This window comes from Streptomyces sp. NPDC057474, assembly GCF_042802555.1.
Taxonomy (GTDB): domain Bacteria; phylum Actinomycetota; class Actinomycetes; order Streptomycetales; family Streptomycetaceae; genus Streptomyces.
In genome coordinates this window covers 1-15231 of the sequence record NZ_JBHVDX010000238.1, presented here as the reverse complement: position 1 = coordinate 15231, position 15231 = coordinate 1, and the positions used below count along the sequence as shown (strand labels likewise).

At 71.4% G+C, this 15231-nt stretch carries 13 protein-coding genes and 2 pseudogenes; 5 read left to right on the top strand and 10 right to left on the bottom strand.

All coding sequences use genetic code 11. From position 1 onward, the window contains the following. Positions 1-79 precede the first annotated feature (79 nt). The 6 genes and pseudogenes from ACFU53_RS40295 to ACFU53_RS40270 all read right to left on the bottom strand — a co-directional run bounded on the left by ACFU53_RS40295 (position 80) and on the right by ACFU53_RS40270 (position 5059). On the bottom strand, positions 80-1054 hold the full coding sequence (locus tag ACFU53_RS40295; protein WP_384004390.1) for a GNAT family N-acetyltransferase: 975 nt from the start codon (positions 1052-1054) through the stop codon (positions 80-82). Then, a pseudogene (locus ACFU53_RS40290) lies at positions 1051-1506 on the bottom strand (STAS domain-containing protein); the annotation flags it as partial. The pseudogene ACFU53_RS40290 and the gene ACFU53_RS40295, both read right to left, overlap by 4 nt. A 145-nt stretch (positions 1507-1651) precedes the next feature. Beyond that, positions 1652-2158 (bottom strand): annotated as a pseudogene (locus ACFU53_RS40285) (SulP family inorganic anion transporter); the annotation flags it as partial. 31 nt (positions 2159-2189) lie between these two features. Continuing rightward, on the bottom strand, positions 2190-2945 hold the full coding sequence (locus ACFU53_RS40280; RefSeq protein WP_384004388.1) for an FAD:protein FMN transferase: 756 nt from the start codon (positions 2943-2945) through the stop codon (positions 2190-2192). A 4-nt stretch (positions 2946-2949) separates the two neighbouring features. Further along, positions 2950-3696, bottom strand: a complete 747-nt coding sequence (locus ACFU53_RS40275; protein ID WP_384004386.1) for an FMN-binding protein — start codon at positions 3694-3696, stop codon at positions 2950-2952. Between the two features lie 19 nt (positions 3697-3715). Then, on the bottom strand, positions 3716-5059 hold the full coding sequence (locus tag ACFU53_RS40270) for a ferric reductase-like transmembrane domain-containing protein (RefSeq protein WP_384004384.1): 1344 nt from the start codon (positions 5057-5059) through the stop codon (positions 3716-3718). Between the two features lie 148 nt (positions 5060-5207). Here ACFU53_RS40270 and ACFU53_RS40265 point away from each other — a divergent pair, with 148 nt between their 5' ends. The 4 genes from ACFU53_RS40265 (at position 5208) to ACFU53_RS40250 (ending at position 9378) form a co-directional block, all read left to right on the top strand. Next, positions 5208-5897 carry a response regulator transcription factor gene (locus tag ACFU53_RS40265; RefSeq protein ID WP_384004382.1) on the top strand — a complete coding sequence of 230 codons (690 nt, stop codon included), beginning with the start codon at positions 5208-5210 and terminating at the stop codon, positions 5895-5897. Then, the gene (locus ACFU53_RS40260) at positions 5894-7354 is read left to right on the top strand and encodes an ATP-binding protein (protein ID WP_384004380.1); all 1461 of its coding nucleotides are present in this window, start codon (positions 5894-5896) and stop codon (positions 7352-7354) included. Before ACFU53_RS40265 ends, ACFU53_RS40260 begins: the two co-directional genes overlap by 4 nt. Positions 7355-7436: 82 nt before the next feature. After that, a complete protein-coding gene (locus tag ACFU53_RS40255) occupies positions 7437-8663 on the top strand; it encodes a histidine kinase (RefSeq protein WP_384004378.1) in 1227 nt (408 codons plus the stop codon). 70 nt (positions 8664-8733) lie between these two features. Further along, entirely contained in the window at positions 8734-9378 is a 645-nt protein-coding gene (locus ACFU53_RS40250; RefSeq protein WP_384004376.1) for a response regulator, read from the top strand. Positions 9379-9853: 475 nt separating this feature from the next. Here ACFU53_RS40250 and ACFU53_RS40245 read toward each other — a convergent pair whose 3' ends face one another. From ACFU53_RS40245 to ACFU53_RS40230, 4 genes are all read right to left on the bottom strand, one after another. After that, entirely contained in the window at positions 9854-10501 is a 648-nt protein-coding gene (locus tag ACFU53_RS40245) for a class I SAM-dependent DNA methyltransferase (RefSeq protein ID WP_384004374.1), read from the bottom strand. Positions 10502-10905: 404 nt separating this feature from the next. Next, positions 10906-11949 carry a zinc-binding dehydrogenase gene (locus ACFU53_RS40240; RefSeq protein ID WP_384004372.1) on the bottom strand — a complete coding sequence of 348 codons (1044 nt, stop codon included), beginning with the start codon at positions 11947-11949 and terminating at the stop codon, positions 10906-10908. A gap of 153 nt (positions 11950-12102) precedes the next feature. Next, positions 12103-12870, bottom strand: coding sequence for an SDR family NAD(P)-dependent oxidoreductase (locus ACFU53_RS40235; RefSeq protein WP_384004370.1), 768 nt, complete (start codon positions 12868-12870; stop codon positions 12103-12105). Between the two features lie 85 nt (positions 12871-12955). Continuing rightward, positions 12956-13891, bottom strand: coding sequence for an SGNH/GDSL hydrolase family protein (locus ACFU53_RS40230; RefSeq protein ID WP_384004368.1), 936 nt, complete (start codon positions 13889-13891; stop codon positions 12956-12958). 473 nt (positions 13892-14364) lie between these two features. Between ACFU53_RS40230 and ACFU53_RS40225 the strand changes: the two genes are divergently transcribed. Further along, complete coding sequence (locus tag ACFU53_RS40225) at positions 14365-14886, top strand: MarR family winged helix-turn-helix transcriptional regulator (protein WP_384004366.1); 522 nt, start codon at positions 14365-14367, stop codon at positions 14884-14886. Positions 14887-15231: the final 345 nt, after the last annotated feature.

The following is a 15231-nucleotide window of genomic DNA, read 5'->3' as shown; positions in this document are numbered from 1 at the left end:
GTTCCCAGTAGGAACGGGGGCTTCGCGTTCGACCTGCCGGGGCGTTCGATGTGCCGCCCTTCGCCTCCTGCCGCCCGGGTCAGTCGGCCGGGGTGCGCTCCACGGGGCGTACCAGCTCCCAGGTGTCGACCGCGAAGTCCAGCTTCATGCCATGCCGTTCGTAGAGGGCGAGGGCGTTGGTGCTGTTGTCGGTGTCGACGCCGAGGCCGATGCGGTCGCGGCCCAGCGCCGCGTAGTGACCGAAGGTGTGGCCGAGCAGCAGGCTCCCGAGGCCGCGGCCGCGGGCCTCGCGCAGGACGCCGATGTTGGCGATCCAGGCCATGCCGGATCGGTCGTTGCGCGACCGCACAGCCGCCGCGTCGCCTAGACCGTCGACGTGCGCTATCCAGATCAGCGACCAGTCGACGTGCTCGGCGTCGATGTCGTCCAGCCACTGTTCGTACGTACGCGGCTGGAAGTCGAAGTGGTCGACGAATGCCGCCTGCAGCAGGGCGTGGGCCTGCCTGCGGTCCGGCTCGGCGGTACAGGAGCGCAGGGTGACGCCGGGCGGGGGCGTCGGCAGCGGCTCGGTGGGGGACAGGGGGCGGGCCATGACGTTGTAGCGGCGGACCGCGCGCCAGCCGCGCCCGCGCAACGCGTCCAGGTCCATGGTGGGCGCGATGTTGAGATGCATGTGCACGACGGCCCGGTCCGCCCCGTTGGCCGCCGCGCGCTCCGCCGCCCGGGCCTCCATGAGGTCGAACAGGTGCAGCGCGCCGAGCGGTTGGTCCGGCAGCGCGTAGTGGTCCATGTCGACGCGTTCGCCGCCGGACTCGTCCCACAGCAGCCCGTACGCCACCAGCCGGTCCCCGTCGAACAGCAGCCAGGAGTCACGCTCCAGGTCCGCCTCCGGATGCTTCAGGTCGGCCTGCACCTCACCCAGTTCGGTCCCGGCGCGGCCGATCTCCAGCAGGTCGATCTCGTTGAGCAGCGCGCACACCGTTTCCGCGTCGTCGAGCGTCGCCGGGCGTACGGTCAGGCCGGGCGGCAGGGGGGTGGTGTGCGTCGTCGTCATGGGGTCACTGTCGGGGGGCGGGGGCGGGGACCGCAACGGGATTTCGGGGAGGGGAGGGGCGGGGCGGAGGTGGTGGGCTGTCGGCCGTGGCTCCGGGTCCGGTCGCGGCACCACGCCCGGTACGCGGCCACGGCGGTCGGCAGCGTCGGGAAGATCAGGTCGCCGCCGACCGACTTGGCGAGTCCGTACGCCTCCAGCTCGTCGAGCAGGTCCTGCCTTCGCGCGGGCGAGGGCGAAGACGACGCCGTGCCGGGTCAGCTCGCGGCGGAGTTCCTCGACCGCGTCCAGGGGGCGGTGATGTCGACCTCGACGTTGGCCTCGGTGTTGAGCAGGAACCAGCGCACGGTCTCTCCGCGCTGCTCCTGTTCGTCGACCGCGGCGAGGGCCCGGCGGCGGAAGTCCTCCGCGTCGGCGAAGAAGAGCGGGGAGTCGTGGCGGTGGACGAGGAGCCCCGTTGGGTGGTCGCTGCGTCGACGGCATTCATGTAGCCGTCGATGGCGTCGCCGTTCTGGGTGAGGCAGAGGCCGGTCGGACACCCTGGCGGGGTGTCGGTGTCGACACTGGACGACTTCTTCACTGGCCATCCTGATCCAGTAGAGGGATCGTCCGGGCCTCGGGGTAGTCGTCGACGTCGTGCATGCCGGCCGCACCCGGCACCAGCCCTTCCACGGCGTCGTGGGGACGGGCCGTCCTGGTCAGCAGCTCGGCCACCGACAGGCCGACGGCCACCAGGACGCCGTACAGGATGCCCCGGGCCGGCACACCGGCCAGACAGCCGACCGCGAGGAGCAGCTCCCGGTGCCGGTACGCGGCCAGCCGTCGGAAGCCGGCCAGGTCGACCATGCGGGCGGCGGCGTGGACGACGACCGTGCCCGGCACGGCCGACGGGGTGCGGGTCAGCGGCGAGCCGAGGGAGAGCAGGACGGCGAGGACCGCGACGCCCGGGACGAGCGCGTACGCCTGGCTGCGGGCGCCCGCCGAGGAGGCGAGCGCGGTACGGCCGGCGCTGCTGCTGACCGGCATGCCGTGCAGTACCCCCGTGCCCAGGTCGGCGGCGTCCAGCGCCAGGAACTCCTGGTGCGGGTCGCGAACCCCGGGCCCTTCTCCATGAGGCGCCCCCGTCAGGCACCCCTCCTCAGGCCGCCACCGGCAACCCCGGTGTCCGGAAGACCCGCTGCCGCGCGTCGACCGCGAAGATCTCGCAGCCCTCCCGGGACGCGGCCCACTCGATGCCCTCCGCGCCCATCGCGAACGCGGCGGTCGCGGTCGCGTCGGCCTCGGTGAGGGACGGGGCCACCACCGTGAGGCTCAGGAGGCCCGTCGCCGGCCGGCCCGTGCGGCCGTCGAGGATGTGGTCGCCGCGCTCGTAGCGGGCGGAGGTCGCGACCGCCCCGTCCGTGAGGGACAGGACCGTACAGAGGCGGTCGGCCCGTTCCGGGTGGCGTACGCCCACCCGCCACGGCCCACCGGTCGCGGCCACGTCACCACCCGCGTTGAGGCAGAGCCGCTTCGCGCCCAGATCCGTCAGCAGCTCCGCCGCCCGCTGCACAGCCCATCCCTTCACCATCGCGCAGGGATCGAGCCCACGCCCCGGCAGCCGTACGTCGAACGCGCCGCCCGTCGCCACCCGGTACTCCTCGCAGAGGGCCAACACCTCGGCCAGGTCCCGGCTGACCTCGTCCCGTGCCAGCTCACCCCGGTCCAGCCGCGACACCTCGCTGTCGGCGCGGAACGGGCTGAACCGTGCGTCGACCTCGCGCAGCCAGTCGAACGCCGGCTCCGCGGCCTCGGCGGTCATCACCCCGTTCTCGCCGTCGTTCTCGCTGTCGTTTTCGTTGCCCTCGACGAGCAGCGAGATCGGGAACCCCATGATGTGTTCGACGCGGCGCACCGGATCAGGCCTTCGCGTCGATCGCGGCCTGGATGGACTCCCGGTAGCCGTCGCTGGTGATGGTGGCGCCGGAGACGGTGTCGATGTCGGCGCTCTGCGCCGCCAGGGTCTCCTTGATCAGCACCGGGACGGCCGCCTCGGTCTGCGGGTGGTTCGGCTGCTTCAGCATCTCCACGGCGGTGATCTTGTCGCCCTCGAAGGTCACCTGGACCTGGACGTCACCCTTGGAGGTGCCGACCGTCGAGCCCGCGACGGTCTGGCTCGCGCTCTCCTCCGACGCCGCCGAGTCCTCCGAGTTCCCCGAAGCGGAAGCGGAGGCCGAGGAGGACCCGGCGGCCGAGGAGGACACCGACTTCTCGTTCTCGTCGATCGCGGCCTGGAGCGACTTCCGGTAGCCGTCGCTGGTGATGGTGGCGCCGGAGACGGTGTCGATGTCGGCGCTCTGCGCCTCCAGCGTCTCCTCGATCAGTACCGGCACCGCCGCCTCGGTCTGCGGATGGTCCGGTTGCTGGAGCATCCTGACGGCGGTGATCTTCTCGCCCTGGAAGGTCGCCTGGACCTGGACGGGACCCTTCTCGGTGTCGATCGTCGTGCCCGAGACCGCGTTGGAGCCCGCCGCGGCGGACGCGGAGGCCGACGGGGTCGACTCGGCGGTCGTCGTCGTGGACGTCGTGTCGGTCGAGGGGGCGTAACGCCAGACGGGGACCAGCGCGGCGGCGCTCAGGACCAGGGCGGGTATGACTCGTTTCACAGTGCTTTCCTCGTGTCCCTCATCCAGCCAGGCTGAAGCGTTCGAAGTGGATCTGCGGCTTGGGCACGTCCAGCTCGCGCAGGCTGCCCAGGACCGCGTTCATCATCGGCGGCGGCCCGCACAGGAACACGTCCCGGTCGGTGATGTCCGGCACCATGCGCTGCAGCTCGCGCGGCGCCAGCAGGTCGGGGCTGGCGGGGCCGGAGACCAGGTGCAGCTCGGCGCCCTTGTCGAAGGCGAGCTGCTGGAGCTCGTTGTAGAGGACGGCGTCCTGTTTCGCGGCCACCCGGTAGATGACCACGGCGTGCCCCTGGATCTCCTCCAGCAGGGCCCGGATGGGGGTGACGCCGACGCCGCCGGCGATGAGCACGGACTCCGGCCGGGTGCGGTGCATCGCGGTGAAGGCGCCGTACGGGCCCTCGGCGAAGACGCGGGTGCCGACCTTCACGTGCCGCAGGGCGGCGGAGCCCTCGCCGGCCGCCTTCGCGGTCAGCCGCAGCTGCTTGCCGTCGGGCGCGGCCGACAGCGAGAACGGGTTGGCCTGCCACCAGCGGTCCCGGGTCAGGAAGCGCCACAGGAAGAACTGTCCGGCCCGCGCGGGCATCCGGTCCAGGTCGCGGCCGGTCAGGTAGATCGAGACGACGTTGTCGGCCTCGGGGACGACCGCCGTGACGCGCAGCTGGTGGCGCCAGTTGCGCCACAGCGGGAGCACCAGTCGGCCCACGAACACCGAAGCCAGGGCCACGCCCCACAGCACGTACCAGTACGCCGTCGCGGTCTCCGACGAGGCGAACGACGTACCCGCCGCGACCTGGTGCGTGAAGGCCAGCACCACCGCGACGTAGGTGTACAGGTGGATGAAGTGCCAGGTCTCGTAGGCGAGCCTGCGCCGGGCGAAGCGGGCCGAGACCACGCCGATCATGATGATGATGCCCAGCGCGACGATCGCGCGCAGTACTCCCTCGACGGTCTCGGCGAGGTCGACCAGCTGGCTGAGCGGGTCCATGTCCGAGGACTGGGCGTAACCGAAGCTGATGAAGACGCCGTGCGCGACCAGCAGCCACAGCACCGAGAAGCCGGTCCAGCGGTGCCAGGAGGTCAGCCGGTCCATGCCGATGCGCCGGTCGAACCACGGCAGCCGGGCCACCAGCAGCAACTGGAAGGCCATCAGGAGCGCGCCGTACAGGCCGGTCAGCCGGCCCAGCACGATGAGGGCGTTCGAGGCGAAGCCGGCCTGGACGAAGAAGAAGGTCACCACCGCCACGTTCGCCGCCAGCACCGTGTACAGACCGGTGCGGGCGACCACTTTGGGGCGCGCTCCCGAGCGGCTGACCGCCGTGGGGGGTTGTTGGACAGTGGTCACGGGGAGCGCTCCTTGATCGGGTGGGGGATACGAGCTTCTCCGGTGAGCGCTGTCGTTTTGCTGTCGGACAACTTTCAAGTTTTTATCGATCGGCTGCCAAACTGTGAGCGACTATGGCGCGATGCGATCGGTAGCGCACTATGAGCACGTGGAAAAAGTGCGACTTCTCGTGGTGGACGACGATCCCCCCATCGCTGACCTGGTGGCGACCGTCGCCCGCTACGAGGGCTGGGACGCCGTCACGGCGCACTCCGGTGAGGAGGCGCTCAGGCAGGCGGCCGAGTTCCATCCCGACATCGTGGTCCTGGACCTGATGCTGCCGGGCGTGGACGGCTTCGGCGTGCTCGACCGGCTGCGCCGGTCCGGCACGATGGTGCCCGTGGTGTTCCTGACCGCCCGCGACGGCGTCGCCGACCGGGTCGCCGGCCTCACCCGGGGCGGCGACGACTACCTGGTCAAACCGTTCGCGGTGGAGGAGCTGATGGCCCGGCTGCGCACCGTGCTGCGCCGCAGCGCCGGGCCCACCTTCCAGCGCTCCGTGCTCCAGGTCGCGGACCTGACGATGGACGAGGACACCCGCGAGGTCCGCCGCGGCGACAAGCTGCTCACCCTCACGCCCACCGAGTACGAGGTCCTGCGCTACCTCATGCGCAAGTCCCCGACCGTCCTCACCAAGGCACAGATCCTCGACCACGTCTGGGAGTACGGTTTCGGCGGCCGCTCCAACGTCGTCGAGCTGGTCGTCAGCCGGCTGCGCCGCAAACTCGACGACACCGGTGAACCGCTCATCCACACCGTCCGGGGATTCGGCTACGTGCTGCGACAGGCCACCGAGTGATCGCCCGGCTCAGACAGAGCTACCGCGGGATGCGCCTCGGCACCCGGCTGGCCCTCGGCCTCGGCGCCCTGGCCCTCGTCGTGTTCGCCGTCGTCGGCAGCACGCTGACCATGTACATGCGCGACTACCTGTCCGCGCAGCTCAACGAGCAGCTGAAGATCGCCCAGATCGCCCAGTCCAAGAGCATCGCGGACTACGGCACGCTCGAGGGCAAGAAGTACTACCGCTGGTACTACGCGGTGTACGACACCTCGGACGGCACCCCGGTGCTCCAGAAGCCCGAGGACCCCGCCGACGTTCCCAAGGACATCGACGACTTCACCCTCGTGGCCAAGGCTCTGACCGTCGAGGGCACGGAGGTCACCCGCACCGAGCACCTCAAGGGCCAGGGCCAGTACCGGCTGCGGGCCTGTGAGGTCGAGCCCGGCGTGGTCCTGGTCAGCGCCGCGCCGATGGACGACATCGAGGACACCGTGGGTCAGCTGATCACGGTCCAGGTCGTCACCTTCGTCCTCGCCCTGATGGCGCTCGTGGTGTTCGGCCGGGCCATGCTGCGGCGCGGACTGAAACCGCTGGGCGACATGGCGCACACCGCCCGCGGCATCACCTCGCACGACCTGACGGATTCGGCGCGGCTGCCGATGCGCCACGACAACCGCGACGGCGGCCCCGAGGTCGAGGAACTGCGCACCGCCTTCAACACGATGCTGGAGCACATCGACGACGCGCTCGCCGTCCGCACCGAGGCCGAACAGCGCCTGCGCCGCTTCGTCGCCGACGCCTCGCACGAGCTGCGCACCCCTCTGATGTCGGTACGCGGCTACGCCGACCTCTTCCAGTACGCCGCCGCCCACAGCCCCGAGGAACGCGACAAACACCTGGCCCGGCTGCGCGCCGAGGCCGCCCGCATGGGTTACCTGCTGGACGACCTGCTGATGCTCGCCCGCCTCGACGCCGCCGACGTGGAGACCCCGCTGCGGCTGGAGGAGGCCGACCTGGTGCAGCTGTCGCTCCAGGCGGCGGACGCCTTCCGCGCGGGTCACCCCGGCCATCCGCTGACCGTGACGACCGGCTCCGCCCCTGTACGGCTGCGCCTCGACCCGCTGCGCCTCCGCCAGGTCCTCGACAACCTCCTCACCAACGCCGCCGTGCACACCCCGCGCGGCACGGAGGTCCGCCTGGAGGTGTCCGTCGACTCCGGCGCGGCTGCCTCCGGCACGGCCGAGGTGCGGATCACCGACTCAGGGCCCGGCATCCCGGCCGACGACCAGGAGCGCGTCTTCGACCGCTTCTACCGCGTCGACAAGGCCCGCAGCCGCGACCGGGGCGGCAGCGGCCTCGGCCTCGCCGTCGCCAGCTCTTTGGTCCGCGCCCACGGCGGCACCATCGACCTGACCAGCGAACCGGGCACGACGACGTTCACGGTCCGACTGCCGCTGGCCGTGGTCCGGGCGTAGGGGACGTCAGCCTGGGAGGCGCGCTGTCCGGGGGCCCCACCCGTGCCGCGCCCGCCCCGGCGGGTCGCCTAGTCTGATCGGCATGGGCAAGACGGTGCGGCAGGCCGTGCGGGCGACGCTCCAGCTGGTCATCGCCGCCGCGATGGCCTTCGGCATGTACCTCTTCATCACGGTGCTGCTGATCACCGCGATCGCCACGCTCGCCGTGGTGGGCGCCTGGATGCTGCCCGAGACCGTGACGCTGATCCGCCGTATCGCCGGCGCGAAACGCCACCAGGTGACCGCCTGGACCGGCCGCGCCGTCCCCGAGGCCTACCAGCCGATCGAGGGCACCCTGCGCGAACGCCTGCGTATCGCCGTCCGCGACCCCGGCACCCACACCGACGCCCGCTGGATGCTCGCGTACTACGTCTACGGCGCCCTCTTCTTCCTCGCGGTGCCCCTGTGGCCGCTGGGCCTCGTCGTCGACGGCGTGTGGTGCGGACTGCTCCGCCGTGAAGCCCTCGTCCTGCCGTTGATCAGCCGTCTCGCCGACCTCGACGCCCACTGGTCCGAAACCCTGCTCAAGCCGTCCCCGAAGGCCCGCCTCGCCGAACGGGTGGAGGAGCTGACGGCGACCCGGGCCGACGCGATCGCCGCCCACGGTGCCGAACTCCGCCGTATCGAACGGGACCTGCACGACGGCGCCCAGGCCCGCCTGGTCTCGCTGTCCATGCGGATCGGGCTGGCCCAGCGCGTGTACGACCGCGACCCGGAGGCCGCGCGCAAGCTGCTGCTCGACGCGCAGGAGCAGGCCGAGGCCGCGCTGACCGAACTCCGGCACGTCGTGCGCGGCATCCACCCGCCGATCCTCACCGACCGGGGCCTGGCCGGCGCCGTACGGGCCCTGGCGGCGAGCAGCGGCCTCGAAGTGACCGTGGATGTACGCGGGTTGGAGGCTGCCGACGGCCCGCGCCCGCCCGCCGCGGTGGAGGCCGCCGCGTACTTCGTCGTCGCCGAGGCCCTCACCAACGTCGCCAAACACAGCGGCTGCGACCACGCCGAGATCCACCTCGCCCGCACAGCCCGGGGCGTCCGAGTCCTGGTGCGCGACGACGGCCGGGGCGGCGCCGAAGACGGCGCCGGGGGCACAGGCTCGGCTTCCGCGAGGAACGGCCCCTACACCCCTGCCGGCGCCGCCTCCGCGATGGGTGGATCCGGACTCCTCGGTATGCGGCGGCGGGTCGCCGCGCTCGACGGGAGCACGGCCGTGACCAGCCCCCTCGGGGGGCCCACGGTGATCGAGGTGGAGCTGCCCTGCGTATGGTGAGCGAAACGGAATCATCGGCCGATCCGGGGACATCGCGTACGCGGCGGTCGAGGACAGAGGTGGGACTGCCGTGCGTGTGGTGATCGCCGAGGACAACGCCCTGTTGAGAGAGGGCCTGGTCCTGCTGCTGACCTCGGCCGGACACGAGGTGGCGGCCGTCGCGGGCAGCGGCCCCGAGGTCCTCCCCGCACTGCTGGAGCACCGCCCGGACGTCGCCGTCCTGGACGTCCGGATGCCGCCCGGCTTCCGCGACGAGGGTCTGCGCGCCGCCCTGGAGGCCCGCCAGAAGATCCCCGGCCTGCCGGTGCTGGTCCTCTCGCAGTACGTGGAGGAGTCGTACGCCGCCGAACTGCTCGGCGGGGGCGCGAGCGGGGTCGGTTATCTGCTCAAGGACCGGGTCGGCCGGGTCGACGAGTTCCTGGACGCGCTCGACCGGGTCGCGGCCGGCGGCACCGCGCTCGACCCCGAGGTGGTGACCGAGCTGCTGACCCGCCGCCGGGACTCACCGCTCGACTCGCTCACCCCGCGCGAGCGCGAGGTGCTGAAGGCGATGGCCGAGGGACACGACAACGCCACCATCGCCAGGACCCTGGTCGTCACCGAACGCGCGGTCAGCAAGCACATCGGCAACGTCTTCCTGAAGCTCGGCCTGCCGACCAGCGACACCGGACACCGCAGGGTGCTGGCCGTGCTGGCCTACCTGAACAACAAGTAGCCGCCCGGCCGGTTGCCGTGCCGCCGGTGGCCGAATCCCGGTCATGGTTGAGTCAGTTGCTCGACCTGGAAGATCCGCCTCGGTTCGCCCGATCACCTCCGGACGCCTGAACTCCCGACGGAATGGGTGAAGTGGGCGCCCTGCTGCCCCTCGCCGGGCACGAGACGACGGCCGACGTGATCGCCCTCGCTACGCTCGCGCTGCTCGAACGAACGTACAGAAGACAAGCTCGCCCAGCTGGACTCGCAACACGAGCGCCAGCGCCCGATGGGAGGGGATCCGCGACAACCTGATCGCCCGCATCGCCCGCATCGCCCGCATCGCCCGCATCGCCCGCATCGCCGAGGCCGAGCGGGAAGGTCGACTCGGCGAGGTCGAAGGACTCCAGCCCTGATCATGAGCCGCCGCCTGGAGCCTGACGGCTCCCCGTCCGTCAGGTTGGATGCGGTCGTGTGGTCGGTCGGGCAGCCCCTGCCTAGACTTTGCGGGCGAGCAGTTGAATGTCCTGGAACTGCCTTCGGTCGGTGGGCTGGGGCTCGCGAACCATCCGGGCCACCTCGGCCAACCCGGACCTGCGCAGCAGCGCGGCGAGGTGATCAGGCGACCACCGGTAGGCCGGCGCGACTGTGTGATCGAAGACCTGCGTCGGGTGAGACGCATCATCGCTTGCCGAAAAGCAGACCAGAAGGTGGCCGCCAGGTTTCAGCACACGATGGAACTCCGCCAGGATGGCGGGGAGTTCCTGCGGCGGAGTGTGGATGATGGACCAACGTGAGAGTACGCCGCCCAGCACGCCGTCAGCGATGTTCAACGCGGCCATCGAGCCCACGTCGAACCGCAGGCCCGGACAGGCCTGTCGAGCCAAATTGATCATCGCAGGAGAGGCATCGACACCAAACGCCGCCAGCCCCAGCTCGTCCAGATGAGCGGTGATATGGCCGGGCCCACACCCCAGGTCCGCGACCTGACCGTCCCCACTCGCGCGTATGACCTCGGCGAAGGCACCCAGGATCGCACGGTCCAGGGGACTGTCACGCAGCGTGTCGCGGAACAGCTGCGCATAGGTGGGGGCGGCGGCGTCGTAGGCCTCGCGGGTGACGCTGAAGGCATCGTGTTCGACCATGCTCGCGACAGTAGTTCCTCGCGCTGAGGCGAGCCGAGAGAATCACGATCTTCCCTCTCGGACGCTGCGTACGCCCGTAGTTCCTCGATCCGGTCGTGCCTCGTCAACAGATCGGCCAGCTGGTCGTGGTTGCCTGGACCAGGAGCGGAGGGATGCAGCCGGACAAAGTCCGGGCCTGGCAGTCAAGATCAGCAGCGCTCATGGCAGTGCACCCCGACCACCGTCCCCGACATCGGCTTGCGACCTCTACGGGCTGTTCGTGGCCTGGTGAGAGCCGCGCGCCTTCGTACGGCTGCCCGAGGCCTCGTACGGCGGAAGGGCCTGCCACCGGCGACATCCGGTGGCAGGCCCCTCTCACAGTGAGAAGCCCAAGAAGCCCAAGAAGCCCAAGAAGCCCAAGACGCCTACTCGTCGAACGTCACGACCACCTTCTCGGCCGCCCCCGGTGTCAGCGCCAGCTCGAAGGCCTGGTCGACATCGGCGGCGGGCACCCGGTGGCTGATGAGCTTGGCGAAGCGCTCGTGGTGCTCGACGATCTCGGGGGTGACCTCGAAGATCTCGGTGGGGTAGCCCTGGGAGGCGATGAGGGTCAGCTCGCTGCGGAGCATGCCGCCGAGGTCGATCTCCGAGCCCTTCTTCTGCACGGCGACCATGACGAGCTTCGCGCCCCACTTGGCCGAGCCCACCACGGTGTTGAACACGGCGGGGACACCGGCCGCGTCGATGAAGATGTCGGTGCCGGGCCGGGGCTGGCCGAGCGCGTTGGCGGCCTGGCCGTGCAGCTCGGTCAGGCGCGCGGCGACGTCCTCCTCGGCCGAGTTGACGACGGCGTCCGCACCCACGGCCAGTGCCTTCTCCAGCCGGGAGGGGATCACATCGGCCACGACCACGTGCCGCACACCGCGCAGCTTGAGCCAGATGGCCGCGCCCAGGCCGATGGGCCCGGCACCGAAGACGACGACCTTGTCATCGGGCCCCGCCTCGGAACGGTTGACGCAGTGCCGGGCCACGGCCATGGGCTCGTTGAGGGAGGCGATGTCGAAGGGCACGGAGTCGGGGAAGACCGCCACGCCCTTGCCGACCTCGGCGTCCTCGATCAGCAGGTACTCGCTCATCCCGCCGTACTTTCCGCCGCAGCCGATGATGCCGGTCGGCGCGTCCTGCGGGTTGACGACCACCCGGTCCCCAACCCCGAGGCCGGTGACCTCGGCGCCGACCTCGACGATCTCGCCGGCCGGCTCATGGCCGAGCGGTACCGGCACCATCTCACCGCCCTGGTGACCACGGGCGGGCATGCCCCCCATGTGCAGGAAGGTGACGTCGGTGCCACAGATGCCGCAGGCGCGGACGCGTACGAGCACGTCGTTGGGGCCGGGCACGGGGCGCTCGACGTCCACGACCTCGACCTTGCCGACACCGGCGGTCCGGACGGACTTCATCGTCGCCATGGGGAGACTCACTTTCTGGAGGAACCGGGGAAGAGGTGGCGCCGCGTGGGTGTGCGGAGCGGGGTGTTGCCGGTCGGGGCCGGCCCCGGACGGATTCCGGGGAGACATGACCCGACCGGGGTCAGCCGTGGGCGAGGGCCTGGGCCGGGGCTGTCAGACGGCGGCCCAGGCGTCGTCGACGGGCAGGACAACGCCGTTGACGAAGGCGGCCGCGTCGGAGGCGAGGAAGACGATCGCGTCGGCCTGTTCCTCGGCCGTGCCGAGGCGCCCGATGTTGGCGCCGATCAGCCCGCCGATGACCCCGGGGCCGTGGGCCTGCTGGTCGGCGTCCACCTGGATGTTGGTCATCGTGGGGCCGGGGGCTATCGCGTTGGCCCGGATGCCCTGCTTGCGGTACATCACCGACAGGTTCTTCACCAGGCCGACGACGCCGTGCTTCGACGCGGTGTAGGCGGCACCGGCCGCGCTGCCGCGCAGTCCGGCCTCGGAGGCGGTGAAGACGATCGCGCCGCGCCCCGCGTTCAGCATGTGCGGCAGGGCGGCCCGGGTGAGCAGGAACGGCGCGGTCAGGTTGACCCGGATGACCCGCTCCCACTCGGCGTCGTCGACGTCCGCGAGGGCCGACATCCGGTCCATGATCCCGGCGTTGTTCACCAGGACGTCCAGCCCGTCGAAGGCCTCCACGGCACGCTCGATGACCTCGTCGACGACCGCCTGGTCACTGAGGTCGCCGACGACCGCGAGAGCGGTGCCGCCGGCCGTCTCGATCGCCTTGAGGGTCTCCTCGGCGGCCTCCTTGTTGAGGTCGGCGACCAGGACCTTCGCGCCCGCCGCGGCGAACTTCAGGGCCGCGGCCCGGCCGATACCCGAACCGGCGCCCGTGACGACGACACTGCGGCCGTCGAGACCGATACTGCTCATGAACTGTTCCTCTTTCGTCGGGTGGGCCGGTCGCCGCGCGGGGGGATTTCCGCCCGGACCGGCCCACGATCAGTGGTCCGGTGGCTCATGGGTGCGCTCCGAGGGCGTGCAGGACCGCGTCGGCCATGCCGCGCTCACCGCGCTCGTTGGGGTGGACGGAGGCCGCGGGGGAGCGCGGCAGAAGTGGCTCGATCCAGCGGGTGTCCTCGGCGGAACAGGCGTCGTGGCCCTCGGACGGCCCGTATGTGTCGACATACCGCGTCCCGGTGGCCTCGGCGCGCTGCCGCCGCATGGTGTTGAGTTCCCGCTCCTTGTCCCGGACGAAGGCGGTGTCACCGGGGGCGAGAGCCGGCTCGCGGTCGCAGCCACCGCCGTCGGAGGGCAGGATCGCCGGATACCCGACGACGTAGACCCGTGCCTTCGGCGCTCGCCGTTCGACCTCGTCCAACGCGCGGGCGAGCCGCCCGTCCGCCGCCTCGGTCTTCCGCCGCACCTCGTCGACGTCCCCGGACACGTACCGCTCCTTGCAGGGGGCGTCGCCGTCGCCGTCCTGACCGCCGGTGACCTGGTACATCACGCCGCTCGTGACGCACCGCCGGATCACGGAGGCGAAGCCGATGTCATTGCCGCCGATGCCGACCGTGACCAGCCGGGTCGCGCCGGACAGGGCGTCGAACTGGGCGGGGTTGGTGCCGTCGTCGGTGGACTGTGGTGCGGACAGGTCGGCGATGGTGGCTCCGGCGCAGCTGACGTCGCGGAAGTCGGACGCCTTGATCTTCAACTCCGCGGCGACGAGGGCCGGGTAGTTCCGGCCGGACCGCTCGCAGCCGGCGGGGGTGCCGCTCTGCTCGGGGATGTTCGGCCCGGCCGTGTAGGAGTCGCCGGGCGCGATGTACGGGCCCGTCGGGGGCGCCGAGGCATCGCCGCCACCCCCGCCTCCGTCCCGCCCGACGTTCATCGCGGTGACCAGCACGCCGCATGCGAGCGCCCCAGCCAGGCCGGCTCGTAGAGAGGTCCTCATCGGTGTGTCCTGTCTTCCGTCTCGGGCGGTCCCGTGCGGTCGCGGGTGGTGCGGTGTTCGCTCGGCCGGGGGAGGGGCGGCTGGGGCGGTCGAGCGAGTTCGGGTCGTACGCGTTCGGGTGGTACGCGTTCGGCACTGGGGTCATGGGGGTGTCCCCGGACCCGGCGCCGTTCGGGGGAGGTGATCGGCTGCCGGGTCCGGGGGCGGCGCCGGGCCCCGTCCCCACGGGTGCGGCGCGTCGGGGCCGTTCCGCTCGAACGGCCCCCGTCCTTGGTCGCCCACGGCGGGGGCCATGGGCTCGGGTGGGTCATGGGCTCGGGTGGGTCATCGCTTCGTCCGGTCGACCGGCCCCGTTCGGAGCCGGTACGTCGCTCTTGCTTGAGTTAGGCAAACACATGTGACTTACTTGAGTCAAGCAATCGAGCCGAATGGGATTGCTTGAGTTAGGCAACGAGAAGGGTAGGGTGATGTCCATGTCCCCATCGCCGTCGGCGGCCGATCCCGCCTCCCCGGAAGTGATCGAGATCGAACGGGCTCTGACGCAGATCACCTACCTGAGCACCAGGGCCCGGCAGCACGAGCGGCTGATGGCCCTGGCCGGGGTGCCGCTGGACCGGGCCGCGGTGGCGCTGCTGCGACAGGTGGCCGACTCCGAGCCACTGCGCCCGGGGGAGCTGGCGGGCCGGCTGGACGTCGAGGCCTCCCATGTCACCCGCCAGGTACAGCAGTTGGAGAAGGCCGGCTACGTCACCCGCGTCGCCGACCCCGGCGACCGCCGCGCCCTGCGCATCCGCCTCACGCCCACCGGCCAACAGGCCGTCGACCGCATCCGGGAAGCCGGTGCGGTCGGCATGCGCATGGCCCTGGCCGACTGGTCACCCGACCGGATCCGCCAACTCGCCGCGCTCTTCCATCGGATGGTCGAGGTGTTCCTCGCCTATGCCGTCGACGAGGGCCAGGGGCCCGACGCGGGTCCACCCGATCCCGTCGACTGAGGACGGGACGGTTGGGGGCTGGGGTGAATCCGAGGGCCCGCTGTTCCGTCGGGGAGGGGTGGGGGCGACGAGGGAAGCGAGCGGAGTGAAGGGGGGTGAAGAGTGCGGACGAGCAGGTGGGAGGTGAGGGGTGTGGAGTGCGGGTCGCGGCGGGCATGGGGGGACCGCCACGACGGCGAGAAGCCGCCCGGCGACGGAAGGGGCCGTGCCGGTGCGTCGAGCCCGTCGCATACAGCGGCCCGGAGAACGGCTCCCCACTTGCCCCCGAGCAGGAGGGCACCAAGCGACGGCCTGGCACACCCGCACGGCCCCGCCCCACCCGCCGGGCCGCCCGCGCCCCAAAGG

Excerpts from the sequence above, each read along its gene's own strand:
- ACFU53_RS40225 (WP_384004366.1), top strand. The coding sequence starts at position 14,365 with ATGTCCCCATCGCCGTCGGCGGCCGATCCCGCCTCCCCGGAAGTGATC.
- ACFU53_RS40240 (WP_384004372.1), bottom strand. The coding sequence starts at position 11,949 with ATGGCGACGATGAAGTCCGTCCGGACCGCCGGTGTCGGCAAGGTCGAG.
- ACFU53_RS40295 (WP_384004390.1), bottom strand. The coding sequence starts at position 1,054 with ATGACGACGACGCACACCACCCCCCTGCCGCCCGGCCTGACCGTACGC.
- ACFU53_RS40230 (WP_384004368.1), bottom strand. The coding sequence starts at position 13,891 with ATGAGGACCTCTCTACGAGCCGGCCTGGCTGGGGCGCTCGCATGCGGC.
- ACFU53_RS40245 (WP_384004374.1), bottom strand. The coding sequence starts at position 10,501 with ATGGTCGAACACGATGCCTTCAGCGTCACCCGCGAGGCCTACGACGCC.
- ACFU53_RS40235 (WP_384004370.1), bottom strand. The coding sequence starts at position 12,870 with ATGAGCAGTATCGGTCTCGACGGCCGCAGTGTCGTCGTCACGGGCGCC.
- ACFU53_RS40255 (WP_384004378.1), top strand. The coding sequence starts at position 7,437 with ATGGGCAAGACGGTGCGGCAGGCCGTGCGGGCGACGCTCCAGCTGGTC.